Source organism: Stenotrophomonas sp. STEN008 (genome assembly GCF_056760435.1).
This window is the reverse complement of the sequence record NZ_JBRRET010000004.1, coordinates 36190-61060: the sequence shown is the minus strand read 5'-3', so window position 1 is coordinate 61060 and position 24871 is coordinate 36190. Positions and strand designations below refer to the sequence as shown.

Genomic DNA, 24871 nt, shown 5'->3' with positions numbered 1-24871 from the left:
CATGCCTCACACCCCTCACCCATCCTTTTGTCGGATAATAGGAGTGACCGCAGCCTGCGGTGCACCAAGCCAAAGGGATGCCTGTGAAACCGATCGAGGTACGCAACCTCTACGACCAAGTGGCCCAGGAGATCGGGCAGCGGATCATCAGCGGCGCACTTCAGCCGGGCGAATTCCTGCCCAGGGAAGAGCTGCTGTCACAGACCTTGTCCGTCAGCCGCTCCGCCCTGCGCGAGGGCCTGAAGGTGCTGGGCTCCAAAGGGCTGATCGAAACCCGGCAGAAAACCGGTTCGCGGGTGCGCGACCCGCGTCACTGGAAGCAGCTGGACAGCGACATCCTGGCGTGGCGCTGCGCGCTGATGCCCACCCAGGACTTCGTGGAAAAGCTGGTGGAGATGCGCGAGGTGATCGAACCGGCGGCCGCGGCTTCCGCAGCCGAGCGGCGTTCGCCCGCGCAGCTGGCCAGGATCAAGAGCGCGTACCAGGCCATGGCCGATGCACCGGACCAGGATGCGTGGGCCAAGGCCGACCTGATGTTCCACGAGAGCGTGCTGGAAGCCACCAACAACGAACTGCTGGCATCCCTGTTCTCGGTCATCGACGCGGCGCTGGGCACCTTCTTCCTGCTCTCGGCGCAGACCGCGCAGGACTTCAAGTACTCGCTGCCGCGCCACTTCGACGTGTACGACGCCATCCGGCAGAAGCAGCCGGACGCGGCGCGCGCCGCCATGCTGGACATGATTGCCGACTCCCGCGCCAATCTGAAGGGCGCGCGGCTGTCCAGAAAACCCCCACGCTGAAGGAAACACCATGAGCACCGCCTGGATGCAACCCCTCCCCTTGGTTGCCATCCTGCGCGGGCTCACCCCGCAGGAAGCGCCCGCCATCGGCGCGGCGCTGGCCGAGGCCGGCTTCCACATCCTGGAAGTCCCGCTGAACTCGCCGCAGCCGCTGCAGAGCATCGAACTGCTCGCAAAGCAGCTCGGCGATCGCTGCCTGATCGGTGCCGGCACCGTCCTGTCCACCGCGCAGGTGCAGGACGTGAACAATGCCGGTGGCCGGCTGGTGGTGATGCCGCACGCGGACGTGGAGGTCATCGCCGCCGCCCACGCCAGCGGCATGGTCTGCACGCCCGGCGTGGCGACGCCTACGGAAGCCTTCGCTGCCCTGCGGGCCGGTGCGGATGCACTGAAACTGTTTCCCGCCGAACAACTGCCCCCCCCGGTGCTGAAGGCGTGGTCCAGCGTGCTTCCCGCCGGCACGCCGCTGCTGCCCGTCGGCGGCATCACCCCGGAGCGCATGGCCGCCTACCGCCAGGCAGGTGCCGCCGGCTTCGGTATCGGCTCCGCCCTGTATGCCCCCAAGACCCCCGCGGACGACGTCGCACGCCGCGCGCGTGCGTTCATCGACGCCTGGAACAGAACGAACACGGACTCCCCCGCATGAAGATCACTGCCATCACGACCTACCTGGTGCCCCCGCGCTGGCTGTTCGTCCGCATCGATACGGACGCCGGCATCTGCGGCTGGGGCGAGCCCATCGTCGAAGGACGCGCGCACACCGTGGCGGCGGCCGTGGAAGAGCTGTCCGACTATCTGGTCGGCAAGGACCCCCGGCACATCGAAGACCACTGGAACGTGCTCTATCGTGGCGGCTTCTACCGTGGTGGTCCGATCCTGATGAGCGCACTGGCGGGCATCGACCAGGCGCTGTGGGACATCCATGGCAAGGCACTGGGCGTGCCGGTGCATGCCCTGCTGGGCGGCCCCGTGCGCGACCGCATCCGCGTGTACTCATGGATCGGCGGCGATCGGCCGGCCGACACCGCCCGTGCCGCCCGCGACGCCGTGGCACGCGGTTTCACTGCGGTGAAGATGAACGCCACCGAGGAAGTGCAGTTCGTCGATAGCCATGACAAGGTCACGCGGGTACTGGAGAACGTGCAGGCCGTGCGCGATGCGGTGGGCCGCGATGTGGGAGTGGCCGTGGACTTCCATGGCCGCGTGCACAAGCCGATGGCCAAGGTGCTGATGCGCGAGCTGGCGCCCTTCGGGCTGATGTTCATCGAAGAGCCGGTGCTTTCCGAGCACCTGGAAGCCATCCCGGAACTGGCCGCCCTTTCGCCCGCGCCGATCGCGCTGGGCGAACGCCTGTACTCCCGCTTCGACTTCAAGCGCGTACTGCAGACCGGTGGCGTGGACATCCTGCAACCGGATCCATCGCACTCGGGTGGCATCACGGAAACCCGCAAGATCGCGGCCATGGCCGAAGCCTACGACGTCGCCATCGCTCTGCACTGCCCGCTCGGCCCGATCGCGCTGGCGGCCAACCTGCAGCTGGATGCGGTCTGCTACAACGCCTTCATCCAGGAACAGAGCCTGGGCATCCACTACAACGCCAGCAACGATCTGCTGGACTACCTGGTGGACCGCGCGCCCTTCGAGTACAGGGAAGGCTTCGTCAGGATTCCCGACGGCCCGGGGCTGGGCATCGAGATCAACCAGGCCTACGTTGACGAGCGAGCCGCCGAAGGCCACCGCTGGCGCAACCCCATCTGGCGCCATGCCGATGGCAGCGTGGCCGAGTGGTGAGCGCCATGACCGATCAGGCACGTTATCCCAGCCTTGAGAACCGCGCGGTGCTGATCACCGGTGGTGCCACCGGCATCGGCGCCGCCTTCGTCGAGCACTTCGCGCGGCAGGGTGCGAAGGTCGTCTTTCTCGACATCGACGACAGCGGCGCCCAAGCGCTGCTGGAAAGCCTGCGCGACGTTGCGACTGCCCCGCGCTATCTGCATTGCGACATCACCGATATCGAGGCACTCCGGTCCGCCATCGCCCACGCGCGGATCCTGGCTGGACCGTTCTCGGTGCTGGTCAACAATGCCGCCAACGATGCTCGTCATGCCCTGGCCGACACCGGCATCGCGGACTTTGAACGCAGCATGGCGGTGAACCTGCGCCACCAGTACTTCGCCATCCAGGCGCTGGTGCCGGACATGCGCGCCCTCGGCGGCGGTTCGATCATCTGCCTGGGTTCGACGGGCTGGATGATCAAGAACAGCGGGTATCCGCTGTACGCGGTGGCCAAATCCGCGGTCCACGGCCTGGTCAACGGCCTGGCCCGGGAACTGGGGCAGGACCGCATCCGCATCAATGCGCTGGTACCGGGCTGGGTGATCACCGAGAAGCAGCAGCGGCTGTGGCTGGACGCGGAGGGCGAAGCACAGCTGCGTCGTGCGCAATGCCTGCCGGGCTATCTGCGCGCGGATGACCTGGCGCGCGCCGCCCTGTTCCTGGCCGCCGATGACAGCCGCATGTGTACCGGCCAGGACTTCATCATCGACGGGGGCTGGGTGTGAGCGGGTCCGCCACTGTCGCGGTGCCGGCCGCAAACACCCTGGGCGAAGGCGTGCTGTGGTGTGATCGCGAATCGGTGGTGTACTGGACCGACATCGCGCAGGCGCAGCTGTGGCGCTATCGCCCCGGTGACGGCGCGCTCACCCGCTGGCCGATGCCGGAGCGGCTGGCCGCACTGGCATTGTGCGAAGCCGAAGGCTGGCTGCTGCTGGCGTTGGCGTCGCGGCTGGCATTCTTCCATCCGGCGCGCGGCGAGCTGCGTGACGTGCTTGTGCTGCCCGACACAGGGGCGCGTCTGCGCGCCAATGATGGCGCCTGTGACCGCCAGGGCCGCTTCGTGTTCGGCATGCTGCATGAGCCCACGAACGGTCCGAAGCAGGCCGTCGCACCCTTCTACAGGCTCACCGCCGAGCTCGTGCTCGAGACGCTTCCGCTACCGACCGTGGCGATTGCCAACAGCGTAGCGTTCAGTCCGGACGGCCGCACGATGTACTTCTGCGACTCGCTGCAGAAGCAGATCCTGCGTTGCGATTACGGCGACAGCCCGGGAGCGGTAGCTGTGTTCGCCGATCTGCGGGCCGAGGATGGCGAGCCCGATGGCAGTGTGGTCGATGCCGAAGGCGGACTCTGGAATGCCCGCTGGGGCGGTTCGCGCGTGGTGCGCTACCGGCCCGATGGCCAGCAGGACCGCATACTTTCCGTCCCGGTCGCGCAGCCCACCCGCCCGGTCTTTGGCGGCAGCACGCTGCGAACGATGTTCATCACCAGCGCGCACGACGGCCTGGACGCGGCCGCGCGCGCGCGCGACCCCTTCGCCGGCCATCTGTTCGCCACCGACGCCGGCATCGCCGGCGTTCCCGAACCCCGGTTCGCCGGCAACCCCAACGACGTGCCGCCGTGCCCACAGCGCGGACCCATCGCGGAGCTTCCATGAGCCTTTCCACCCTGGATATCAGCATCGTGCTGGCCTATCTGGCCGGCATCTTCATCCTCGCGCAGTGGGTTTCCCGCGAGAAGGCCGGCCGGCAGAAGTCGGCCCAGGACTACTTCCTGGCCAGCCGCAGCCTGCCGTGGTGGGCGATCGGTGCCTCCCTCATCGCGGCCAACATCTCGGCCGAACAGATCATCGGCATGTCCGGCTCGGGCTATGCCATCGGCCTGGCCATCGCATCCTATGAGTGGATGGCGGCGATCACGCTGCTGATCGTCGGCAAATGGTTCCTGCCGATCTTCCTGCGCAACGGCATCACCACCATGCCGCAGTTCCTGCAGGAGCGCTACGGCAACCGCATCCGCACGCTGATGGCCGTGTTCTGGCTGGGCCTGTACGTATTCGTCAATCTCACCTCGATCCTGTGGCTGGGTTCGATCGCCATTGCCGGCGTGGCAGGCCTCAACCAAGACGTGGCGCTGGTGCTGCTGGGCGCCTTCGCACTGGCCTATCAGCTGTATGGCGGCCTGAAGGCGGTCGCGCTGACCGACATCGTGCAGGTCTCGCTGCTGGTTCTGGGTGGCCTGCTGGTCACCTTCATCACGCTGGGCCAGATCGGCAACGGCAGCGTCACCGAGGGCTTCATGCAGCTGTGGCAGCAGCATCCCGAACGCTTTGAAATGATCCTCAGCAAGGACAACCCGTTCTACAAGGATCTGCCCGGGCTGTCGGTGCTGCTGGGCGGCATGTGGATCGCCAATCTCAGCTACTGGGGTTTCAACCAGTACATCATCCAGCGCGCACTGGCCGCCAAGGATCTGCGTGAGGCCCAGAAGGGCGTGGTATTCGCTGCGTTCCTGAAGCTGCTCATTCCGGCCATCGTGGTGCTGCCCGGCATCGCCGCGGTCATGCTCGCTCCTGGCCTGGAACGGCCGGACGCCGCCTACCCGACGATGCTGGCGCTGCTTCCCAGCGGCATCCTGGGTCTGGTGTTCGCCGCGCTGGTGGCCGCCATCGTTGCGTCGCTGGCATCGAAGATCAATTCCGTCGCCACCATCTTCACGCTCGACTTCTATGCCAAGCGCGCGCCTGATGCCTCGGAAGCCAGACTGGTGCGTGTCGGCCGGTTCGCGGCGTCCGTCTCGATCATCGTGGCGGTGCTGACCGCCCGCCCGCTGCTGGGCGGGTTTGACCAGGGCTTCCAGTACATCCAGGAGTTCACCGGGTTCTTCACCCCCGGCATCGTGGTGATCTTCCTGCTGGGCCTGTTCTGGAAGCGTGCGAACGAAGCCGGTGCGCTGGCTGCGGCGGTCGGCTCCTTCGTACTGTCGCTGGCCCTGAAGCTGCTGTGGCCCTCGCTGCCCTTCATGGACCGCATGGGCGTGGTGTTCCTGGTCACGCTGTTGCTGGGCGTAGGCGTCGCGCTGGGCACCCGCGCCAGTGGCGATCGTGATCGTATCCGCACCGACGATGTGAGCTATGCCACCGCCCCATCGTTCAACGTCGCTTCGCTGGCGGTGCTGGCGATCCTGGTGGCCCTCTACGCAACCTACTGGTGACCTCGATGCGCCTGACTGTCCGACACGCATTCGTTCTGCGCAGTGGTATGCGCTGCCTGGCCCTGCTGGCCCTGACCGGGTTCGCCTCTGTGCTGCACGCAGCGGAGATCACATGGACTGGCACCGCCACCGTGGCCGCCCGCAACGCGGGCTGGGGGCGATTGGCGCAGCTGCCGGATGGCCGCTGGCTGGCAGTGACCACGCGCTTCAATGAAGGGCAGCCGACCACCCTGCAGCTCTCGATCAGCAGTGACCGGGCCCGCAGCTGGGCGCCCTGGTCCGACGTGGCCGAGCCCGGCCGGATGATCGACAACGGCGAACTGCTGGTGCTGCCGGAGGGGCGTGTGCTGCTGGCGATGCGTTCGCTGGTCGAAGGCGTCTCCTACCGGCTGCATCTCTATGCCAGCGACGACCTTGGAGCACACTGGACCTTCCTGAGCACCCTCGCCGGCAACGAGGCACCGAACGGGCGCAAGGACCGCGGCGTGTGGGAGCCGGTGTTGACGCGCCTGGACGACGGCACGCTGTCGGTGGTGTATGCCGATGAAACCCGTGCCGACGAGCATCCGTCCTACAACCAGGTCGTTTCACAGCGCCTGTCCAACGATGGCGGGCGCACCTGGGGACCTGTGATGACGATTGCCGAACAGCCCGGCGGTGGGCAGCTCCGGCCCGGCATGCCCGTCATGGCACGCCGCCCCGCCGGTGGCTACCTGATGGTGTTCGAGACCTGCGGCGATGACCCGCAATGCCCGGTGTCGTACAAGGTCTCGACGGACGGGCGGACCTGGCCGGCCGGCCTCGGTACGCCGCTCGCCGACCAGCGCTGCGGCCCCCACGTCATGACCAGTACGCGCGGGGTGATGTTCGTGACCTCGTGCCTGAACGAAGTCAGCTGGAGCGAGGACAGCGGATCGAGCTGGCGCACGGTGACGCCTCCCGCATGGCCGCTGGGTTTCCGCCATTCCTGGCCCGCCGTGGTCGAGCTCGGCCCTGCGGAGATCGGCGTCGTGAACGTGGTGGACGGCGCAGTGCAGATCCGTTTCGGGAGCTACTAGGGGGCGCCATCACTTCTGCTTGAACACACTCCTGCGCCCGATGACCACATCCTTGCCCGTCGTCGGCCTGGCCAGGCCCGGAATCAGGAAATCGGTCGCGCTGCGACCGTGCCGGGTCTTGTCCGCTAGCCAGCGCGGCATGCGCCCGCGACCGGTCCAGGTATTCCGCCGGTTCTCGGGGTCGCGATACTTGGGTGCGACCTTGCCTGTCTTCCGGCGCCTGCGGGAAGCGCCGCCCGCAGGCACGGACACCGCGCTGGCGCCGGCGAACAGTTCCTCGATTGAATAACCGCATTCTGCGGCGGCGGCGACCAGCTCACGCCTGACGACGGCCGCGGAACGTCGCTGTGCGAGCAGCTGCAGCCGCCGCTCGGCGGCCGCGATGAGTGCCTTCAGCTGCCGCTCGTCCAGCGCCTTGATATCGATATGCATGGCACGCAGCGTGGTGGTGGCGCCGTGGCCTGTCAAGGGATGCTCCGCAGATGCCGCACCCGGATCGCCGACCGGGCTCAGAACGAGACCTGCGCCCGTACGCCGACAGTATTGCCGGAATCCGGCCCCTGGGCATTGCCCACCTTGTTGTCGGTCTTCCAGTGAACGTAGTTCAGCATCAGGCGTGACCAGTTGTTGAGGTACCAGTTGAGCCCGAGCGTCCATGCCGTGCCCTCGCCGCCGCGGGCAGCATCAAGGAAGTCGTAGCGGTCATAGCGGGCCGCCAGCTCGAAGGCGCCGATGCCGCCTTCCTGCACGGGGCGAAGTACGCGCGTGGTACCCCATACCCCGGAGCGGCTGCTGAATCCAGGGCGCTCACCGGTGATCAGCCAGCCTGCGTAGATCGATGTGGCCTGCTGGTCGACCGGGTCGACCGTGCGCGACTCGATGGTGCGCGTGGTGTGTTCGGCAAAGGCCCACACCGGGCCGTACACCCCGCCCAGTTCCAGGCCCCAGGCGCGGTTGTCGGTGACGTTGGCGATGGAACTGGCCGATACGCGCACGTTGCCGTTCCAGCCCAGTGCGATCGGCGAGGTCTTGTTGATGCTGCCGACGTCCTGGCCGAGATCCTCGTACCAGTACCAGCCGCCCAGGTGCAGGAAGCCGGCCTGGCCTCGCAGCGGGTTCCAGTGCGCGCGCAGCAGATACGCAATCGTGTCGCTGGCCGTGCTGTCATTGCCGATATCGTCGCCGGTCACCGCGACGCTGGCATGCCAGCCATCGCCGATCACCTTGGTGGTGACGCCCAGTCCGTAGTACCCGCTCTGCTGGGCGCCCACCGAGGCCACGGCATTGCGCTGCATGAAAGGCGTGTTCACTCCACTGGTGCCACCGTCGAGGCCACGGTCCTTGAGCTTGTTGCCCACGTAGATCTCTGTCGGCAGCCCTCCCATCCGCGTGTCCCAGGACAGGTAGGTGTCCTTCAGTGATACCTCGTTGCCAGCAAAGTCCGCATCGATCTTGTAGCCCAGCGGTCCCATCTGTCCCTCTGCACCCAGGCGGCCGCTGGCCAGATCGGTGCCGGTGACGTTGCGCGCGTCGAATCCGGATCCGTGGGTGGTGCTGAAATCCACCAGCACGCGGCCACGGGGATGGAAAGTGAACTGGCCATCACTGCTGCGCAGCTCGGGCCCACCCTTGCGCCAGCGCACATTGCCATCGCCTCCCCCACCAGTCGCGGCAAGCTGGGCCACCTGTGCCTGCAGAATGGCCAGGTCGTCCTGCCGGGTGTCGGCGATTGCGGCGGCTACCTGCGCGTCAACGTTGGCGTCGCTGCCGGGCACTGCGGCAGCGCCCTGCGTTCCCCCTTCCAGCGCAGCCAGGCGTGCGCTCAGCTGCTGCAGCAGGGTTGCCTGTTCGCGCAGCTGTCTGGCCTGCTCCTGCACCTGTGCACGCAACCCGGCTTCGGTATCGCTGGCCGCGGCCAGCACGGAGGGTGACGCCAGCAACAGGCCGCCGCCGGCAGCCGCGGCGAGCGCGGCACGCTTCAGTGAATTCATGGAGTTCTCCCGAATGAAGTACGGTGCGCGGCTCAGTCGCCCGCGCCATCGTCGTCCAGCGCAGGCTGGGGCTGTGGTGCAGCGGCCGGCATCGCCTGGCCACCGTTCGGGGGCAGCCGCGCAGGCGCTGGCCCGAGGTAGCCGTGGCTGCGTGCCCAGTTGGCGAAGAGCCGCGGCCACTGCGCCACCAATGTGCCGGGCCGGCCCAGCCCCCAGCTGTGGCCTCCGGCCTCGAACAGATGCAGCTCCACCGGAATACCCGCTGCATGCGCGGCCTGGTACATCGCCACGCTGTGGCCGACATCCACGATGCGGTCATCCACGGCCTGGGCCAGGAACACCGGCGGCATGTCCTTGCGGATGTGTTCTTCGACCGAATACGCCTGCTGGGCGTCGTCCTGGCTCGCCAGCTCCCGCTTCGACCGGGTCTGGTCCAGCGGCGCACGCATTGAAACGACCGGATAGATCATGCCGAGGAAATCCGGCCGCGCCGACAGCTGGTCGACCGCATCCACCGGCGCATACAACGGGGCATCGAAGCGCGTGGCGACGATCCCGGCCAGGTTGCCTCCAGCGGAAAAGCCCAACGCGCCGATGCGCTCCGGATCGACCCCCAGGCTGGGCGCCTGTGCGCGCATCAGCCGCATGGCGCGCTGGCCATCCTGGAAGGGCGAGACAGGTGCCCATCCATCGGCAGGCAGCCGGTAGTAGACGACCGCAGCCGTGACCCCCAGCGACTGCAGCCACTGCGCCGTCGGCTTGGCGGCGCTGCCGATCTGGATCCGGAAGTAGCCGCCACCGCCGAAGATCACCACCGCGGAGCCGTTCGGCTTCAGCGGGCGATAGATTTCCATGCGCGCATCGCTGATGCCCGAGACCGCGCCCTTCGCGCTGCCTTCGATCCCGATCCGTTCCGGGCCACGCGCGCGTTGCTGCCAGTGGTCCTGCGGCCACAGCGGAACCACCTCGGGTGCAGGCACAGGCGATGCCGCCGGCGCCGCACCCGCAAGCAAGGGATTCAGCAGCAACACAAGCATTGCCAGCCTGCGCAGTCTCCCCATGTACAGACTCATCTCACGCCCCTCCCTTCGGCCTCAACGGGACGAAGTGTGCGTCGAGCCGCGCTGGGCTCCTATAGCCGGATGGGACTAGCTGCGCTGCGTATTTCTGTGTGCACTGCAACATCGTCATGCGCCCCGCCGATGTCCGTGGCGCCGACCGCCGGCACTGCCTGAAGTCATGGCTCCAGCACGACCTGCCTACCGCGCCCCGGTACTGTCGGGAACGCACGCCGGCGTCCAACCACTGGCGCTGAACAGCGCCTCTGCGGTTTCGGGCCTTACATCCAGCAGCTCGGCGATGGCCTTCTGCCTGTCGTCGGCGCGGTTGACGTACGCCCGCGCGATGCGCTGCCCGATCCAGTAACCCAGATCGCCGCGGCGGGTGTCGTCGCCAGGGCCGTTGTACAGCCACCGCGACAGGTCGGTGCTGTCGCGCTGCGCGGCGAATTCCCGTTCCAGGGCGCATTCGCGCCCTGCGGTCCAGCGCTGCAGATGGCTGTTGGCGGCCTGTCCGGAGATCAGTTCACCCACATACTCTGCACCGCCCTCCAGCAGCGTCTGGTACAGCAGCGTAGGCGCCGGCACTTCAACCGCGGCACCGTGCTGTTGCACGTGTACATACTCGTGCGCGATCAGGTGCACGAAGCGTTCCGTCACATCGGCCTGCATCCAGTCCGCGTTGCAGAGTGTCTCCAGGCCGATCACCACGCCGTCCGGCGTGGTCACGCCACCGGTGGTGCCCCGTCCGACGAGGAGGGTGACCGGAGGAAAACGGGCCGACGGCACGATATCGCCGAGATTCCGCAGCGCACGGGTCACTCCGCTGCGGATGCCCGGCAGTGCCGCAGCACACGTGCGCGCCTTCACATACAGCGCCGGCTTCTGCTGGATTGCATCGGCAAGCCGCTGCATCGAGCCGATACGCAGTTCGCTGAACTGATGCAGCGCATCGCTGCCCGGCTCCAGATAGCGGCGCTGCAGCAACAATGCATCCGGCCTGCCACCACTGGCGTCCATCACCGCGAAGAAGCGTGTCACATCATCGGTTCGCACGATGGGCGCGCGCGCCCGAGTCTCCGCCTGTGCGGCCGTGGCCAACAAGGCTATTGCCAGCCCACCGGCGATCCATCTGCAGATGACCGATGCCATCGACCGCCGCGTCCGGCGTCTACTGCGCACCGGCTTCCGGGGCCAGCGTATGCACCACCCTGCCCTGTGCATCGAGGAACTCGATGGCACCATGGCCTTCGGCAGTGACGGTCAGGCGCAGGCGCGTCCGGTCCTGCTTGTCATTCAAGGCGATGGCCGGCGTGCCGTCGGCGCCCACCACCATCTGGATACGCGTCGGAACCTGCACCCCCGGTACCAGCTTGTTGCCCAGTGCGGCATCGCGGATCGGCGGCGGTGCCTGGTTGATCGAGAAGCGGACCTCGCCATCGGGCGATACCCGCCAGCCGATCGCATCCATGGCCGGGTGATCCAGCGCCAGCACGGCCATCCCGCCCTCGATGTCAGCGGTGCCGAACCCGCCGCGCTCACTGCCCTTGTCGTCGTACAGCACCATGCCCGCGACGTTGAACGCGCGCTTGTACTGGATGCCATCGATGATCGGTGCCGGCGTCTGCCCCGACAGCGTCATGCGGATCACGCCCTTGTCATCCACGATGTCGATGCGGCGGGCTGTGATCCGCTCGCTGTCAGGACGTTCGACGCGAGTCTGCGGCGAGCGGTCGACAATCAGCCGCTGCAACTGCTCGGCCGACGGGCGCTTGGTGCTCTCGTCTGACTCGGCCCAGGCATTGCCGGTCAGCATCGCGGCCAGTGCAAGGGCAAGGCATCCAATCGGTTTCATGCGAGTGTGGTTCATGGCGTGCGCTCCCCGCGCAACTGGTGAATCCAGCTCTGGAACCCCTCCAGGAAGCGGTGCAACCGCTTGCGGGTGGCGTCATCGAAGTCATTCGTTGCGGTGTCGAGTGCCGATGCCGCCTCGGCAATGTACAGCTGCGGCGAGGTCATGACGAGTGCCCCCATCGCGGCCAGCGCGTGGCGCAGCTGCGATTGCGCCAGCCGTGTGCCCCACCGCCCCGGGGTGGCGCCCATGATGGCGACCGGCTTGCCGGACAGCACCTCACCCAGCGCGGCATCGTTGCGCGACAGCCAGTCCAGGGTGTTCTTCAACACGCCCGGCAGGGACTGGTTGTATTCGGGCGTGGCGATCAGCACGCCGTCGGCCGCAGCAACCGCAGCACGCAGGCGCATCACGCCGTCCGGACCACCCGCAGCGTCTGCTTCCAGGTCCTCGTTGAACAGCGGAATGTCAGCGATGCTGTCATGGACGGTCAGCGACAGGCCGGCCGGCGCCGAGCCTGTTGCAGCGTCGATCAGGTGCCGGTTGTAACTGTTCCGGCGCAGGCTGCCGGCGAAAGCGAGTACGCGCAGGGGGGCGAAATTGTCAGGCATCAGAGGTTCCCAGGAAGGACCGGATGGAGAGCACTCGTCCGAATGCTCTGCCGATCATGCCAGACACCACACGTCGCAGCGCTATGGATCTGCGTCGAACACCACGGTGACGCTGCCCTGATACGTGGTGCCCGGGTGATCCAGCATCTTCCGTACCGGGTCGCCGTTCACGGCGAACCGAAGCGTCGACGAACGCCCGATGATGACGGCATCGGCGGTGAATACAGGCGGAGGCTGGTTCACCCGCAGCGGCAGATCCACCACCTGGCGGCCGCTCGCGCGATCACGAAAACCTGGCAATGTCAGGCTGACATCCAACGGAACGTCATCGGCATCAACGCTCGTATTCCGGATCCCGCAGCGCCCGTCTGCCTGCAGGTGCTCGCACTGCATCGAGACACTGAACTGGCCGGAACTGCTGATGTGGAACGGAACTTCCTGCTGCAGCCGCGCCGGTGCGATGCCATGGTCGGTCCACTGGCTCCACCCGCCTCTGGGCGCCAGCACCGCGTGATCCATGCCGGGGGCCACATCCAACCGGAACGCATGGCGCACCTCCAGGCGGAAATGCACGTTCACCAGGCTGTCGGACAGGGATACCCGGTGCCCGAGGTCGAAGTCACTGCCCTGCCCGGTTCCCCCGAACGAGAAGCGGGTCGAACCGGTGTAGATGCCACTGCGCATCTCCAGCGGCGCCGGGGTTTCCAGCGCATAGACGAAATCCAGTGCTGGAATGGCATAGTTGTTGGTGTTCACCCAGTGCAGGCCGCAGGCGACGGCGCCCTGTCCATCGTCGCGGCGCAGGAGCATGCGCATGACAGTATAGGCACTTGATCCTGTCACCCCATACGAGCAGTTGTTCGGTCCGCCGCTGGAGTAGAACCCGCTCGACGCCCCGTCCCTGTCCTCGTCGGTGAACCGCATCGCCGCCCCGATCACACGCAGGGTAAGGTCGAAGCTGCTGGCGCCATCCTCGGACGTGACGGTCACGGTGCGCGGTGCCGGCATCGCGATGTAAAAGCCATCCGGGCCGTAGTCCGCATTGCGGATCACCTCCTTGCTGCCACGGACGGTCGTATCGATGCTCCACCAGTTGTTGGCGATGCAGGTCGCCATATGCGCATTGGCACAGACCCCGCTCCACGGCGTGGTATTGACGAATCCCCGTTGGTTGGGGTTTGCCAGGTCCGGCTTGAACTCGGCCGTGATGTACACGTCGGCCGCCTGCGCGGCCAGCGCGGGCAGCAGCATCAGCATGCCAAGGGCAAGCCGGCGAAGAAGGCGGTAGTGCGCAAGGAACATCATGGCGCTTCTCCAGCATGGCCGGCCGCAGCCTGTGCGGCCAAGGCCGAAGGTGGACATCTGAGGATGCCGGCCATCCACATCTCCCCACGCGGGCGGGTTGTGCGGCCATCCACCTCGAAACTGCACGTGCTGATGTCCGGATGACGCACCACCAGCGTCGGCATCCGGCTGTTCATCTCCAGGGCGAAGAAGCCATCGGCCTCGGCGACACTGCGCCCGGCATGATTGATCACGTGCGCACCGGCCAACGGCCGCCCCTGCGAGTCCTGCAGATGGCCCAGCACGGTGATCGTTCTGACGACATCGACCTGGTTGTAGGCGATGCCACCCTTGTTGAGGTGGTAGGGCAGCACCGACGGCTGGATCGCGGCGGCAGGCGCATGGTGATCATCGAAGTCGAGCTGGATCGACCCGGGCCTGTAGGCGGACACCGGCAGCAGATTGCGGCCGGGGCGCAGGATGTGGGAGCCGCCACGGCTGTCGTGCGCGCGGATCGTGGCGCCGGCCAGGTCCGAACGCACATCGATGATCATGCCGGTGTCAACCATGCTGGCCTGGCCGTCGCCTGCAATCGCCAGGGAGCCTCCGCCCACGGCAAGCGTGCTCTCCAGATTGACGCCCCCGCTCACACCACCGTCCAGCGAAGAGCGCTGCAGATGGAGATCCCCGCGCAGTGCAGCCGACTCGAAGTGGGCGTTGCCGCCCAGGCCGATGCCCGTGCTGTCCACGGTCGCCTGCCCGGCGATACTGTGCACGATGCTGTCTGCGAAGCTCTGTTGCACGCCTGCACTGGCGTAGACGTCACGGCCGCCCCGGGCCGCGGTACGTGAGCCAAGGCTGCCACTGTAGCGCCGCCCATCCTGGCCGAGCGCGATGTTCAAGGTGAACTCCACGCCACGATTGCGTCGCAGGCCCGAGCTGATGCTGCCGGGGCGATCGAAGACCGAAGCCCGCCAGTTGGCGTCACTGCCAAACAGCGTCTGCCGACGGCTGAATGAAAGGTCGAAGCCGGTGCCGCGGCTGATGCCCTGGCTGTGTGAGATCCGGGCCGAAAGCTGGCCATGCCGGCCGAACCCGTGATTGACCCCGACTGCCGAGGTGCGCAACCAGCCCTCGCGCACGGGCGCGCTGGTGTACCCGGGAAACGGCGGAGGCTCGATGAGGTCGCCCTGCACCTGCCAGCTCCGCGTATGCGAGGCGACCACGCTGCCATTGCGGTAGCGCAGCAGGCCCTGCAGGTCCACGCCCTTTCCGGTCCGGTTGGAGGTATAGGCATTCGTGTAGACATTGGCCCAGTCGTTGACCTGCCAGTCGACTGAACCGGCAAGCGAGCGCTCGTCCCCGATGGATTGCACAGCAACGCCAAGCACCGCACGTGGATGCGCAAGATAGTTGACCACGCCGCCCACGGCAGGCCGGCCCGCGCCGGGATCATCGAAGCTGTCCAGCAGGCTGTCCTGCACGCCGGCAAAGGCACTGTAGCGCCAACGCCGGCTGGGATCGCGCCACTGGGTGGGTTTGTGGATGATGGACGTTGTCCGTGACGTCTCGCGTCCGTCCTCGATCACACGCAGTTCCACTTCATAGATGCCGCCAGGCAGACGTCGCGTCTCCACCTGCTGAAGCCCCGGACGGACCGCCTGGGTCAGGATCAGGCTACCGTCACGGTAGACCTCGACGCTGCCCTCGCGGTTGGCAGTCACGTATACCGGGTACAGGCTGGGCGAACGACTGTCCACCAGCAGCGTATCGGACGAACCGGCCATCACCCCGAAGGTGGTGAAACGGGTGCGTCCGGCGCCACGGGGCTGCCGTGTAACGCCGTCGAAATTCGGGAGGAACCATCCTGCACGCAGGAAATGGTCCTTGAACTCACGCTGCGCGTGCAGTGACTGCAGGACATGGCGGACGCGACGATCATCCTCGCCGCTGCGGTCCGCCTGGTAGCTGGCGTCCAGTGTCCAGTTGCCGACGCTGCCCTGTGCGGCGAGCGCGTAGCGACCGGCAGCCCGCTGGCCCTCTCCGCCGTAGGCATTCAACTGGTGGCGCAGGATCAGGCCGCTGCTGCCGGAATCGGGCAGCGACAGGTGGCGCTGCACCGCCAACGCCTGGCCGGCCGCCTCGGAGGCGATTGAAAGCAGGGAGCTCTCGAGGCTGTAGTGCAGGCCGGCGAGCCCATCGCGGCACGGCCTCGTGCACGGGCCGAGGGCATGAGGGGAGCCCAGCACGGCCAGCCAACGCTCGCGCTCGCTCTCGGGCTGGGTGCTGCCGTGCGCGTCGGTGAACTCCAGCAACGACACCGCGTTGTCGCGGGTAAGCACGGCGCGCGCGTCACCCAGGTACTCGCCGTCCCGCTCTACCCGGACCACCAGCGGCACATCGAAGAAGTGATCGCGGAAGTCGTCCGGCAGGGCATCGGACTGTTCCAGCAGGTTCAGTGTGTCCAGCGCACCCTCTGCGGCCAGCACGGCACGCGCGCTGCAGAACAGCGCGAGGGTAATGGCGAGAGGGAGGGTGCGCGGAGACATGATGTTCTCTTGTTGAGTAAGACTGAGGGGCGCGCCCGCTCTCCCGGGGGGAGCGGGTGCGCCCGGTCTGCACAGGACTGTGCTTACGGCGAGCGGCTTTCGAACATCATCGAAACGGTGCCGCTGTAGTTGCCCTGCAGGTAGTCGCCGCCGGCCGGCGCCGCTGCGATGGACACGAGGGCACGCTTGCCAGCCGCAGCCTCGACTTCAGTCGCGACTTCAACGGCGGCGGCCGGGCCCACGTCCAGGGTCTTGCCGGCCACGGAAACCGTCATCGGCATTTCACCGGCGTCTGCCGCCAGCTTGGCGTCGTAGGCAAGGTGCGCAGTGATCGCGCCCAGGCCGCTCTTCATGTCGATCTGCTTCTGCACCGGCTCCAGACGCTGCGTGGTCATGTTCCACGGCAGGTCCTGGGTTTCGCCGGCCCAGTCACCCACGGGGGAAATCTGCAGGCCGGTCGGCGACGGCACGGTGGCCGTGACGTTGATCTGCAGCGGGAACTGCTCCGGATCGGCGAAGGCGACGGCCGGCGACAGGGTCAGGGTGGCCAGGGCGGCCACGGTGATGGACTTCAGGTTCATTGCAATTGCTCCAGGGTTGGAAAATGCCGACGTGTGCGGCGGTGGACGCAGCTTCAGAGGAAGCTGCTAGTCGAGCAGGACGGATTTGCGGGATTTCCCCTCGACGATTTCAAAGCGATGGTCTTGGCCAAGCAGATGTGCGAATGCCTCGCTGCGTCCGGGCAACAGATGCACCCTGCGCGACGCGCCGCATTGCCCGGGCTGCCTGCCGGTGCTGCACTGGCGCACGTTGTCGAGCACCACGGTGCTGTTGCCCGCGTTGTGCACCACGGTGCGGTCGGCCTGGCGATCAGTGCGCAGATCGGACGACGGCGCTTCCGGATGCACGATGACGAAGACGCCGTAACCGGTGAGCACGTTGACGCCGGCCGCGATGGAACGGCGATAGTCCTCGGACTGCGCCTCGGTCAGTGCGAACTCGTCCTCCTTCTTCGGCAGCACAGGCACGAAGCGGACACGGTAATAGCGCTCCTTGTCACGATTGCCGTGGAAGAGCAGCCGCGTGGCCTGCTGCCCTTGACGCGGAACGATGAGGCGCGAAGGGCTGGCAATCAGGGCATTGCCACCACCGCCATACACACCCGGCTCCACATCGACCTCGTAAGGCGTGTTGTCCTCCGTGTAGCGCACCTCGGTGACCTGCACACGCACGAATGCCGTGGCGTCACCGCTGTTGCGGACACGCTTCAGCAATGCGCCCTGGTCGGGCAACAGGTACTCGTACATGGCGCCGACGTGGATCGACGGCATTTCGGCGCTGGCGAACGTGGGCAACAGCAAGGCTGCGCCCAGCAGAATGAGGCGTTTCATCGGAGCTTCCTTGAGGTCGGGGTGCGGCGTTGCCGACACCCTCTTCATCGAAGGGCGCTACGATAGGGACGGATACTCTGCCTGGGTATGCAACTATTCCGAATAATTCGAAATCCCGGGCCGCGCGGATGAACGGCTCAGCTTCGTGTACTGCGCACGCTGTAACAGGGAATCAGCGGGTCGCGCCGCAGCTGGAACAGTGGTTCGACAGGCCCATCAGAGCGATCACATGCTGGCGGACCGCATCGTCGGCGCACAGGATCATCACGCCTTCGCCATCGGGCACCGAACGGAACATGCCGTGCAGGGTGATCGGAGCGGCGGTGCGTGTGGATATGGCAACGGTATGGATGCGACCGCGGCCGCACGCGCTGCGCAGCGCACGCTGCTCTGCCCCGGTGGCCTGCCTTCTTGCGTGACCGACGCCACGGGGCTCCAGCCCGATGCTCACCGTCAGTGACCGGCCCATGAACCGGCTGGTGATCACCGGCACATCGCGATCGGGGAATCGGCACAGGAAGGCAATGTGGCTGCGCACGCCTGCCTCTTCCGATGCAGATGACGGCCCCAGGATGGCACCTTCATCATGGGGCATCGTTGCGGAGTCCCGGCACAGGCAGTGACGCAGATCCGACAGTACTCCGGCTCCCGCTGCGAACATCGTCTTGACCCCCTCGACATGGTCCATGTAGGTAACAGCCCCCTCGCCGCTTCCTGCGCCGGCGCGCCGTCCATGCTATGTCCGCCGGCTGGAGCACTCAATCGAACAACTCCGAAGTTCAGCGCGGATCGCCCTGTCCGGCCAGCTCGGCAACGAATGATTGATAAAAGTTCTATGGAAAGAACGCGGACTTGATTGCACTGTTGCCATATTGCACTGCAGCGAAACCCGCTGGAGCTGCACTGTCGGCGCGATGGCGCGCCGTTTGACCCGGCCGGAGATGCGGTGTTCGGATGCGTGTGTGCTTTCTGATGAAGTTCGACCTGCGGCGTGATCGCCATGGCCTCGCGCCCCCGCTCTACGCCTACGTCTGTGCCCATGCGACATCGCGGGAGATCGCACTGCGAAAAGCCTCGCGCGTGCTGTCGAGAATCGTGATGGACGACAGTCAGACGAAGTGGATGATGATGGAGTGCAAGGACGTGGTGCAGGCATGTCGCTCCGGGCTTCTGCCCGTGGAAGAGACACTACTGGAGCAGGCAAGCGCGGCGAGGTCCGGCGTTGCTGCACTGTATCGGGAATCGGTGCAGATCGTGGGCGTCACGGAACAGCGATGATGTGTGCGGGCACCCCACTCCACACGCGTGGCCGCCTAGGCCTGCCGGGGCACGGCGCTGCGACCGCCCACCTCGTCGTGACGATGGTTCTCCCACGTGCTGCGCAGCTGCCTCCGCTGCGGCGCGGACGCATACATGTAGCCGTTCAATGAATCAAGGAACCACCGCTGCTGCTCGACATCCAGTGCAGCGAACCGTGCAAGCACTCCGGCTACGCAGGCATCCAGTTCAATGGTCATTCCGCTCCCCCGGACTACGAGTTAAGTTGCAGTCACTGTATGGATGGCAGTTCACTTCCACAATCGAACTAGTTTGCAAATGCCGCAGGCCTATCCGCCATCGGTACAGGTCACCCACCCATTGGCAGCAGCATAGCGATGGACATCGATGGTGCTGTTGAGGCCGAGCTTCTTCATCGCCGAGCGCTTCTGTGCACTGATGGTCTGTACGCTGCGGCACAACTGGCGGGCCACCTCGCGCTGGCTGTAACCTTCGACCAGAAGGCGCAGGACCTCCAGCTCGCGCCCGGACAGCACCACGCCCGGTCGCTGCTCATGCAGCGAAGCGAGTTCGAGCATCCGCGGCGACAGGTGGTTCCTGCCGACCGCCGCGGCGAGAATGGCCGGTGGCAGGTACTCCAGCGGATCGGACTTGGCAACGATGCATTTCACGCCGGCCCGCTGCGCATGCTCGATGATGTGGCTGCTGTCGTTCCCGGTGAGCAGGACGAGCGCCGTGCGAGGAAAGCGTCGCAGGAGGAAGCGGATCAATGACAGACCGTCTCCGTACTCGCCACCCGGCATCGAGTAGTCGATCACCGCGACCTGCACGCTGGTGGTGGCCAGCAGGTTGACGAGCTCGCTCGAATTCCTGGCACACCCCCGCAGGGACAGGTCCGGGTGTGCGGCGATGAGCCGGGCAACGCCGATGGTGACCACGGGGTGATCATCGGCGATGATGAATTCGACAGGCATGTTTCGCGCCTCCTTCTGTTGACGCTTGTCAGGTTGGCCGTGAAGTTTCCTGTTCGCGAAAACGCAATGCGAAGGAAAACACTATGAAAGACCGAGTCGAGGATGTTGTCATTGCCGACGATCATCCGATTACACGCTTTGCGGTTGAGGCGATCGTCGATGAGCAGGCAGGATTCCAATGCCTGGCCAGCGTTGCAAACGGCGTCGAACTGCTGGACCTCCTCGCTGTCCAGCCTGCCGATGTTGCCGTCGTCGACTACTCCCTGCCCGCTGGCGACGGCTGCGATGGCCTGGCGTTGGTGGATACGTTGTGCAGCAGGTACCCGGCACTGCGCATCGTGGTTCTCACCGCGCTGGACCAGTGGCCGATCATCCAGGTTCTGCTCACGCGCGGGGTGGCCGCGGTGGTCAGCAAGTCGGATGACCTGCGGCATGTCGCCAGAGCGTTGCTGGCCGCATCCCAGGGACGCCGGTATTTCTCACCCGCCATCCTGGCCTGCCGCGATGTGAACGGATTCGATTCCGCCGGCGAACTGCTCTCGCCTCGCGAAGCACAGGTGGTACATCTGCTTCTGGCGGGCAAGGGTGTGAATGAGATTGCGCTTGAGCTGGCGGTCACCAAGCAGACGGTCAGCACCCAGAAGCGTGCGGCAATGCGCAAGCTCGGCGTGAGCAGCAATGCCGAACTTTTCAGGTTCGCATCGGAGTTGGGACTGGAATGAGCGCGTCTGTCGACGGGCGCGCCCAGGGTCGCGTTGGCACCTCGTGTAGTGGGAAGGCGGCAGCGGGCCGGGGCACGAATGATGTACGGCTCGTTCAGGTTCTCCAATACAATTAGTTGCAAAGACGCATCGGGCACTCTTTGCTAGCCTTCCAGCACCGAAATGGAGGAGCACCGCGGGGTGACAGCACCGCGTCGCCACGGCTTCTTCAGCACAACGTCCCGTGAGATCCGCTCACGTGCTTTGCCCGCCTCTGGAAGGCCGATGAAACGATCAACAGGAATGGCCGGGCTGCTGGCTGCAGCCGCGCTTTTGCTCTGCGCGCTTGCCACGGGAGTCCATCACTCCTCCCGCAACGACGACGTCACGCAGGCGCGCATCATCCGTGTGGCCGCCGATCCGCAGTTGGATGGAGGGCGTGCGGTTGGCTTCGCCACCGGGAAAGGTGCTTCCGCCTATCGCTACATGATGCACATCGCCGGGCTCGCGGGCGTCCGCTTCCAGTTCGTACCCACCCGATCACCTGCGGACGCCTATCGGCACCTTCAGGCAGGCACGGTTGATCTGGTGCCTTCGGTCATGGACCTGGATCTTCCGCAGGATGACCGCTTCCTGGTGTCGCCGCCCTACTACGAGGGCAGGACACTGCTGTTCTCGCGCGCGGCGGGGCCCGGTTTCGCTACGCTGGGCGCGCTGTCCGGCCACGTGGTCGCCGTACGCGAGGGCAGCCAGTACGTCGACTGGATCCGGCGCCATCATCCGGATATCAAGGTGCTGGAGTTCACGGGAGTGCCGCAGATCCTCGGTGCGGTCGAGTCGGGAGCGGCGGATGCGGCGCTGGGAACCGATGCGCTGTACAACCCGGTGATCCGCCGATACTTCCAGCATACCCTGGTCGCGTCCGGTGCGGTCGCGGAGCTGCCGATCGTGGTGCGTGCGGTGGTCAGGCGCGAGGACAAGGCGCTGCTGGACACCATCGACAGCGGACTCCGCGCGCTTTCGGTCGCCCATCACCGGGATGTGATCGATGGCTGGCTGGAGACGGTGTACCGCACGCCGCCCTCGGTCGGCGCAATCCTGCTGTACTACCGGACGGAAGCGATTTCCGCCGCGCTCATCCTGCTGGCGCTGGCGTTCGCGGCCTACCAGATGAAGCGATCACGGGATCTGGCCAAATGCGCCGCGCAGGAGAAGGCAAGGATGCTGGCCGTGGTCAGCCATGAAATCCGCAATTCGGCCAATGCGCTGCTTTCGGCAACCGACCTGCTCGGCAAGGGACCCGTGCTTCTGGAGCAGGAAGAGGCCCTCGATGCAGCCCTGGCCAGTGCCTCCAGCCTCAGTCTTCTGCTGAACAACGCTTTGGAGTACTCGCGATTTGAAGGAGGCAGCCGCGCAGCGGAGCCAACGCGGGTCGCGCTGCGCCCCCTGATCGAGGAGTCGGTGCGCGCGTTCCGCCCGCAGGCGCGCGAACGCAACGTAACCTGCCATGTGGAACTGCCCGGTGGCGAGCCGGGCGATCTGTGGATCGATCCCATCGTGGTGCGGCAGGTGGTTGTCAACCTGTTGTCCAACGCGATCAAGTTCACACGCAACGGTGACGTACGTGTGCGCCTGTGGGTGGAGGCCGGCACGTCCGGGCACTGCACGCTGAACATCGAGGTCATCGACAGCGGCATCGGCATGAGTACCGAGGAGCGCGACGCCTTGTTCTCCGACTACTGGCAGAGCCAGCAGGGACGCGCCCTGGGCGGTGCTGGCCTGGGCCTGTCCATCTGCTCGCGCATCACGCAGCGGCTGGGGGGTTCCATCCAGGTGGAGAGCAGCCCCGGAAAAGGCAGTCGCTTCCACGTCGTGCTTCCCGCACGTCACGCGCGAGCCTGCGAAGCTTCCGCTCCCACGCTCGCACTGCAACCGCAGGCGACCGCCACGCACGGGAATCCATCGGTACTGATCGTGGAGGACCATATCTACAGTGCACGGATGTTCAAGGCGCAGATCGAGGCGATGGGGCTGTCGGTGACCTTGGCGACGGATGCTGCGCATGCCCTGCGCGTAATCCGGACGGCTCCTCAGTTCGGCTCGATCCTGCTGGACTGCAACCTGCCCGACATGGATGGCTACGCACTGTGCCGGCGGATCCGCGCGATTGAGCACTCGCGGCGGCAAGGACGTGCCAGCATCCTGGCGATCTCAGCGATGGAGGGCGTTGAACATGCGAAGGAGTGCGCCGAGGCGGGGTTCGATCACGTCGTGACCAAACCTCTCTCCACCTTCCAGCTCAGGGCCTGGCTGGGCCGCGGACCGGGGGACGAGATCGCACGCGGAATGCTGGAGATCTTCTGGGAATCGTATGACAGCGACCTGCAGGATCTCCAGGTCGCGGTCGAGGCGGGCGTCTGGGGCAAGGCCAGCGACATGGCCCACCGCATCTGCGGCAGCGCGGCCATCGCTGGCGAGCGTGGCATCGAAGCCATCGCGCGGGCCCTGATGCCGGCACTGCGCCAACGCACGGCAGACCCGGCGTCGGCCAGTGACATCGCCCGCCTCATCGAAGACCTGCGATGGTATGCGGCGCATGGCACGCGGATGCAGCAGGCGCCGCTGGCAGCGGCGCCGTGCGCTTCCTCCGCCGCACGCGGCCGCGTCCCCGTCGAGGAACGCGGCATCGCCTCAGTGCAAGGGCACCCGCAGGACTGAAGGTGCGTTGGCCGGGGAACTGAAGGTGACCGTTCCGCCGAGCTGGCTGACGCCGGCATAGCGCAGGTCCACGGTGTCGATCACCAGGGTCAGCCGGCTTCCGGCCGGGATGTTCCAGCTGCTCGCTTCAAGACGCAGATCGAGCGTGCTGGCCTGCCCTGGGGTCGCGCTGCGCAGGGTGTACGGCTTGTGGCTGATCAGCTGCCCGTTGCCGAGGACGTCCTCGACGAACAGATACGCATAGAGCGTGGTATCGGCCCGGCTTGGGGTGACGGTGACGCGCACTTCCGGCATGCCGTCCAGGCGACGGGCGCTCCAGTAGACCGGGCTCTGCCAGACGCCGGCGGCATTGCGGCCGATGAAGGGCACGTAGGCGCCAGGCGCAACGTTGATCATCTGCAGGGAGCCGGACACCATCGCGACACCGGAGTTGGCAGCGGTCGGCAGGCCACTGCCGATGCGGTAGCTCCAGCCGCTGCTGCGCCCGTTCTCGACCAGGCCGCCCGTGGGAAGCAGCAGTCCGCCCGGCGCGGTCAGCGCGTACTGGGTCGCCCCGGTACGGGTCGCCTGCCAGTCTGCATAGGTGTTCCAGCTGCCCTTCTGCGACTTCAGCTGCACGGCCGGGGCACGGTCGATGCCGTTCGCCACGCCCTTGAGGTAGTGATCGAACCAGTCCCCCACCGAGGCGTAGACCTCATTCGGCACCCCCAGCGCACCCAGCGCCTCGTTGAGGGCATGATCGCCATGACGCAGCTGCAGCTGCTTGGGGCCAGTCAACGCATTGAAGAAGTCCACCAGCTGGCCGGGCGGGAACAGGCTGTCGTTGAAGGCATTGGCCAGGAAGATGGCGGGGCGGTTGGCGTTGATCTCCGCCACGCTGGCCGATGGGCTGCGCAGTGCCGCAACCGGCAGCAGCGATTCGACCGCGCCCTGGAAGTTGCCGGTCACCACCCTGCGGTTGATCGTGGCCAGCTCCTCACCGGGACGGCCGGTGGCCAGGCCGGCGGCCACCAGCAGGGCAATGCCCTGCGCGCTGGGCGTGTTGTTGCTGTACAGCGCCGCCTGCAGGTCGGCCCAGCCGCTCAGTGCGGCCACCGCCTTGATGCGCGGATCACGCGCCGCCGCCAGCAGACTGGTGCCGGCGCCGTAGGAGATGCCGGACACACCGATGCGGGCGGGATCGGCCCGGGTGTTGTCCAGCGCCCAGTCGATCAGCGCGCTGACATCCTCCACGGTGGCGGGTCCGGCGATGTCGATCGCCCCACCCGACTCCCAGAATCCGCGCGAACTGTAGCTGAGCACGATATAGCCACGCTGGGCCAGCGCCTGCGCGACGCCGACATATTCCACACTGGGAACGGCCCAACTGCTGGGCATGACCAGCAGCGGAAGGCGTCCCTCGCCCTGCCCCTGCGGCTGGATGACGAATACCCCGAGCGGTGTTCCGTCCCAGCTGGGTATCGTCTGATGGGTGGTGGTGACGGTCACCGCCCAGGCGGCAGGTGACAGGCCGGTCAACAGGATCAACAGCAGCAGCATCTTGCGCATCGTCGTTTC

General features: G+C 66.4%; 24 protein-coding genes. 10 read left to right on the top strand and 14 right to left on the bottom strand.

The genetic code is table 11. The annotated features are described in order from the left end of the window. Positions 1-77: 77 nt before the first annotated feature. The 7 genes from ACVOME_RS03300 to ACVOME_RS03270 are packed head-to-tail and all read left to right on the top strand — an operon-like array spanning position 78 to position 6907. Positions 78-800 carry a FadR/GntR family transcriptional regulator gene (locus ACVOME_RS03300; RefSeq protein WP_053515824.1) on the top strand — a complete coding sequence of 241 codons (723 nt, stop codon included), beginning with the start codon at positions 78-80 and terminating at the stop codon, positions 798-800. Positions 801-810: 10 nt separating this feature from the next. Continuing rightward, positions 811-1446 carry a 2-dehydro-3-deoxy-6-phosphogalactonate aldolase gene (locus tag ACVOME_RS03295; protein WP_065182277.1) on the top strand — a complete coding sequence of 212 codons (636 nt, stop codon included), beginning with the start codon at positions 811-813 and terminating at the stop codon, positions 1444-1446. Further along, positions 1443-2591 (top strand): galactonate dehydratase, encoded by a 1149-nt coding sequence (gene dgoD, locus ACVOME_RS03290; protein WP_065182278.1) that lies wholly within the window; start codon positions 1443-1445, stop codon positions 2589-2591. The genes ACVOME_RS03295 and dgoD overlap by 4 nt, the downstream gene beginning before the upstream one ends. A gap of 5 nt (positions 2592-2596) precedes the next feature. Then, positions 2597-3361 (top strand): SDR family NAD(P)-dependent oxidoreductase, encoded by a 765-nt coding sequence (locus tag ACVOME_RS03285; RefSeq protein ID WP_197571792.1) that lies wholly within the window; start codon positions 2597-2599, stop codon positions 3359-3361. After that, on the top strand, positions 3358-4293 hold the full coding sequence (locus tag ACVOME_RS03280) for an SMP-30/gluconolactonase/LRE family protein (RefSeq protein WP_253118503.1): 936 nt from the start codon (positions 3358-3360) through the stop codon (positions 4291-4293). The genes ACVOME_RS03285 and ACVOME_RS03280 overlap by 4 nt, the downstream gene beginning before the upstream one ends. After that, a complete protein-coding gene (locus ACVOME_RS03275) occupies positions 4290-5849 on the top strand; it encodes a sodium/sugar symporter (RefSeq protein ID WP_481504721.1) in 1560 nt (519 codons plus the stop codon). The genes ACVOME_RS03280 and ACVOME_RS03275 overlap by 4 nt, the downstream gene beginning before the upstream one ends. A gap of 5 nt (positions 5850-5854) precedes the next feature. Next, positions 5855-6907: a sialidase family protein gene (locus ACVOME_RS03270; protein WP_154582307.1), complete on the top strand. Its 1053-nt coding sequence runs from the start codon at positions 5855-5857 to the stop codon at positions 6905-6907. A 9-nt stretch (positions 6908-6916) separates the two neighbouring features. Here ACVOME_RS03270 and ACVOME_RS03265 read toward each other — a convergent pair whose 3' ends face one another. The 11 genes from ACVOME_RS03265 to ACVOME_RS03215 form a co-directional block, all read right to left on the bottom strand. Then, on the bottom strand, positions 6917-7339 hold the full coding sequence (locus ACVOME_RS03265) for an H-NS histone family protein (RefSeq protein WP_053515935.1): 423 nt from the start codon (positions 7337-7339) through the stop codon (positions 6917-6919). 77 nt (positions 7340-7416) lie between these two features. Then, positions 7417-8898 carry an OprO/OprP family phosphate-selective porin gene (locus tag ACVOME_RS03260; protein WP_065176068.1) on the bottom strand — a complete coding sequence of 494 codons (1482 nt, stop codon included), beginning with the start codon at positions 8896-8898 and terminating at the stop codon, positions 7417-7419. Positions 8899-8930: 32 nt separating this feature from the next. After that, positions 8931-9971 (bottom strand): alpha/beta hydrolase, encoded by a 1041-nt coding sequence (locus ACVOME_RS03255; protein ID WP_481504720.1) that lies wholly within the window; start codon positions 9969-9971, stop codon positions 8931-8933. A 186-nt stretch (positions 9972-10157) separates the two neighbouring features. Then, on the bottom strand, positions 10158-11108 hold the full coding sequence (locus ACVOME_RS03250; protein WP_481504719.1) for a DUF2268 domain-containing putative Zn-dependent protease: 951 nt from the start codon (positions 11106-11108) through the stop codon (positions 10158-10160). 19 nt (positions 11109-11127) lie between these two features. Beyond that, positions 11128-11811 (bottom strand): hypothetical protein, encoded by a 684-nt coding sequence (locus tag ACVOME_RS03245; protein WP_053515858.1) that lies wholly within the window; start codon positions 11809-11811, stop codon positions 11128-11130. A gap of 11 nt (positions 11812-11822) precedes the next feature. Then, the gene (locus tag ACVOME_RS03240; RefSeq protein ID WP_053515860.1) at positions 11823-12419 is read right to left on the bottom strand and encodes an NADPH-dependent FMN reductase; all 597 of its coding nucleotides are present in this window, start codon (positions 12417-12419) and stop codon (positions 11823-11825) included. Between the two features lie 81 nt (positions 12420-12500). Beyond that, entirely contained in the window at positions 12501-13724 is a 1224-nt protein-coding gene (locus ACVOME_RS03235; RefSeq protein WP_065176073.1) for a hypothetical protein, read from the bottom strand. Further along, a complete protein-coding gene (locus tag ACVOME_RS03230; RefSeq protein ID WP_065176074.1) occupies positions 13721-16252 on the bottom strand; it encodes a TcfC E-set like domain-containing protein in 2532 nt (843 codons plus the stop codon). The genes ACVOME_RS03235 and ACVOME_RS03230 overlap by 4 nt, the downstream gene beginning before the upstream one ends. A gap of 83 nt (positions 16253-16335) precedes the next feature. Further along, entirely contained in the window at positions 16336-16833 is a 498-nt protein-coding gene (locus ACVOME_RS03225; protein WP_053515864.1) for a CS1 type fimbrial major subunit, read from the bottom strand. Positions 16834-16899: 66 nt separating this feature from the next. After that, positions 16900-17643, bottom strand: a complete 744-nt coding sequence (locus ACVOME_RS03220; RefSeq protein WP_065176075.1) for a hypothetical protein — start codon at positions 17641-17643, stop codon at positions 16900-16902. Between the two features lie 172 nt (positions 17644-17815). Next, positions 17816-18238 carry a hypothetical protein gene (locus tag ACVOME_RS03215; RefSeq protein WP_155760210.1) on the bottom strand — a complete coding sequence of 141 codons (423 nt, stop codon included), beginning with the start codon at positions 18236-18238 and terminating at the stop codon, positions 17816-17818. Between the two features lie 377 nt (positions 18239-18615). Between ACVOME_RS03215 and ACVOME_RS03210 the strand changes: the two genes are divergently transcribed. Next, positions 18616-18921, top strand: coding sequence for a hypothetical protein (locus ACVOME_RS03210; protein WP_154582308.1), 306 nt, complete (start codon positions 18616-18618; stop codon positions 18919-18921). 35 nt (positions 18922-18956) lie between these two features. Here ACVOME_RS03210 and ACVOME_RS03205 read toward each other — a convergent pair whose 3' ends face one another. Together ACVOME_RS03205 and ACVOME_RS03200 are read right to left on the bottom strand one after the other, a co-directional pair. Beyond that, positions 18957-19160, bottom strand: coding sequence for a hypothetical protein (locus ACVOME_RS03205; RefSeq protein WP_065176077.1), 204 nt, complete (start codon positions 19158-19160; stop codon positions 18957-18959). A 90-nt stretch (positions 19161-19250) separates the two neighbouring features. Then, positions 19251-19895: a response regulator gene (locus tag ACVOME_RS03200; RefSeq protein WP_065176078.1), complete on the bottom strand. Its 645-nt coding sequence runs from the start codon at positions 19893-19895 to the stop codon at positions 19251-19253. Between the two features lie 83 nt (positions 19896-19978). Here ACVOME_RS03200 and ACVOME_RS03195 point away from each other — a divergent pair, with 83 nt between their 5' ends. Next, on the top strand, positions 19979-20617 hold the full coding sequence (locus ACVOME_RS03195) for a response regulator (RefSeq protein ID WP_481504718.1): 639 nt from the start codon (positions 19979-19981) through the stop codon (positions 20615-20617). Positions 20618-20881: 264 nt separating this feature from the next. Next, positions 20882-23314 carry an ATP-binding protein gene (locus tag ACVOME_RS03190; protein ID WP_481504717.1) on the top strand — a complete coding sequence of 811 codons (2433 nt, stop codon included), beginning with the start codon at positions 20882-20884 and terminating at the stop codon, positions 23312-23314. Here the strand turns inward: ACVOME_RS03190 and ACVOME_RS03185 are convergent. Beyond that, positions 23288-24862, bottom strand: a complete 1575-nt coding sequence (locus ACVOME_RS03185) for a S15 peptidase family protein (RefSeq protein ID WP_481504716.1) — start codon at positions 24860-24862, stop codon at positions 23288-23290. The genes ACVOME_RS03190 and ACVOME_RS03185 overlap by 27 nt on opposite strands. Positions 24863-24871: the final 9 nt, after the last annotated feature.

Bases quoted from the DNA above. Each gene is read 5' to 3' on its own strand.
- ACVOME_RS03300 (WP_053515824.1), top strand. From the start codon at position 78: ATGCCTGTGAAACCGATCGAGGTACGCAACCTCTACGACCAAGTGGCC.
- ACVOME_RS03295 (WP_065182277.1), top strand. From the start codon at position 811: ATGAGCACCGCCTGGATGCAACCCCTCCCCTTGGTTGCCATCCTGCGC.
- dgoD (WP_065182278.1), top strand. From the start codon at position 1,443: ATGAAGATCACTGCCATCACGACCTACCTGGTGCCCCCGCGCTGGCTG.
- ACVOME_RS03285 (WP_197571792.1), top strand. From the start codon at position 2,597: ATGACCGATCAGGCACGTTATCCCAGCCTTGAGAACCGCGCGGTGCTG.
- ACVOME_RS03275 (WP_481504721.1), top strand. From the start codon at position 4,290: ATGAGCCTTTCCACCCTGGATATCAGCATCGTGCTGGCCTATCTGGCC.
- ACVOME_RS03270 (WP_154582307.1), top strand. From the start codon at position 5,855: ATGCGCCTGACTGTCCGACACGCATTCGTTCTGCGCAGTGGTATGCGC.
- ACVOME_RS03265 (WP_053515935.1), bottom strand. From the start codon at position 7,339: ATGCATATCGATATCAAGGCGCTGGACGAGCGGCAGCTGAAGGCACTC.
- ACVOME_RS03260 (WP_065176068.1), bottom strand. From the start codon at position 8,898: ATGAATTCACTGAAGCGTGCCGCGCTCGCCGCGGCTGCCGGCGGCGGC.
- ACVOME_RS03255 (WP_481504720.1), bottom strand. From the start codon at position 9,971: ATGAGTCTGTACATGGGGAGACTGCGCAGGCTGGCAATGCTTGTGTTG.
- ACVOME_RS03250 (WP_481504719.1), bottom strand. From the start codon at position 11,108: ATGGCATCGGTCATCTGCAGATGGATCGCCGGTGGGCTGGCAATAGCC.
- ACVOME_RS03245 (WP_053515858.1), bottom strand. From the start codon at position 11,811: ATGAAACCGATTGGATGCCTTGCCCTTGCACTGGCCGCGATGCTGACC.
- ACVOME_RS03240 (WP_053515860.1), bottom strand. From the start codon at position 12,419: ATGCCTGACAATTTCGCCCCCCTGCGCGTACTCGCTTTCGCCGGCAGC.
- ACVOME_RS03235 (WP_065176073.1), bottom strand. From the start codon at position 13,724: ATGATGTTCCTTGCGCACTACCGCCTTCTTCGCCGGCTTGCCCTTGGC.
- ACVOME_RS03230 (WP_065176074.1), bottom strand. From the start codon at position 16,252: ATGTCTCCGCGCACCCTCCCTCTCGCCATTACCCTCGCGCTGTTCTGC.
- ACVOME_RS03225 (WP_053515864.1), bottom strand. From the start codon at position 16,833: ATGAACCTGAAGTCCATCACCGTGGCCGCCCTGGCCACCCTGACCCTG.
- ACVOME_RS03220 (WP_065176075.1), bottom strand. From the start codon at position 17,643: ATGAAACGCCTCATTCTGCTGGGCGCAGCCTTGCTGTTGCCCACGTTC.
- ACVOME_RS03215 (WP_155760210.1), bottom strand. From the start codon at position 18,238: ATGCCCCATGATGAAGGTGCCATCCTGGGGCCGTCATCTGCATCGGAA.
- ACVOME_RS03210 (WP_154582308.1), top strand. From the start codon at position 18,616: ATGAAGTTCGACCTGCGGCGTGATCGCCATGGCCTCGCGCCCCCGCTC.
- ACVOME_RS03205 (WP_065176077.1), bottom strand. From the start codon at position 19,160: ATGACCATTGAACTGGATGCCTGCGTAGCCGGAGTGCTTGCACGGTTC.
- ACVOME_RS03200 (WP_065176078.1), bottom strand. From the start codon at position 19,895: ATGCCTGTCGAATTCATCATCGCCGATGATCACCCCGTGGTCACCATC.
- ACVOME_RS03195 (WP_481504718.1), top strand. From the start codon at position 19,979: ATGAAAGACCGAGTCGAGGATGTTGTCATTGCCGACGATCATCCGATT.
- ACVOME_RS03190 (WP_481504717.1), top strand. From the start codon at position 20,882: ATGAAACGATCAACAGGAATGGCCGGGCTGCTGGCTGCAGCCGCGCTT.
- ACVOME_RS03185 (WP_481504716.1), bottom strand. From the start codon at position 24,862: ATGCGCAAGATGCTGCTGCTGTTGATCCTGTTGACCGGCCTGTCACCT.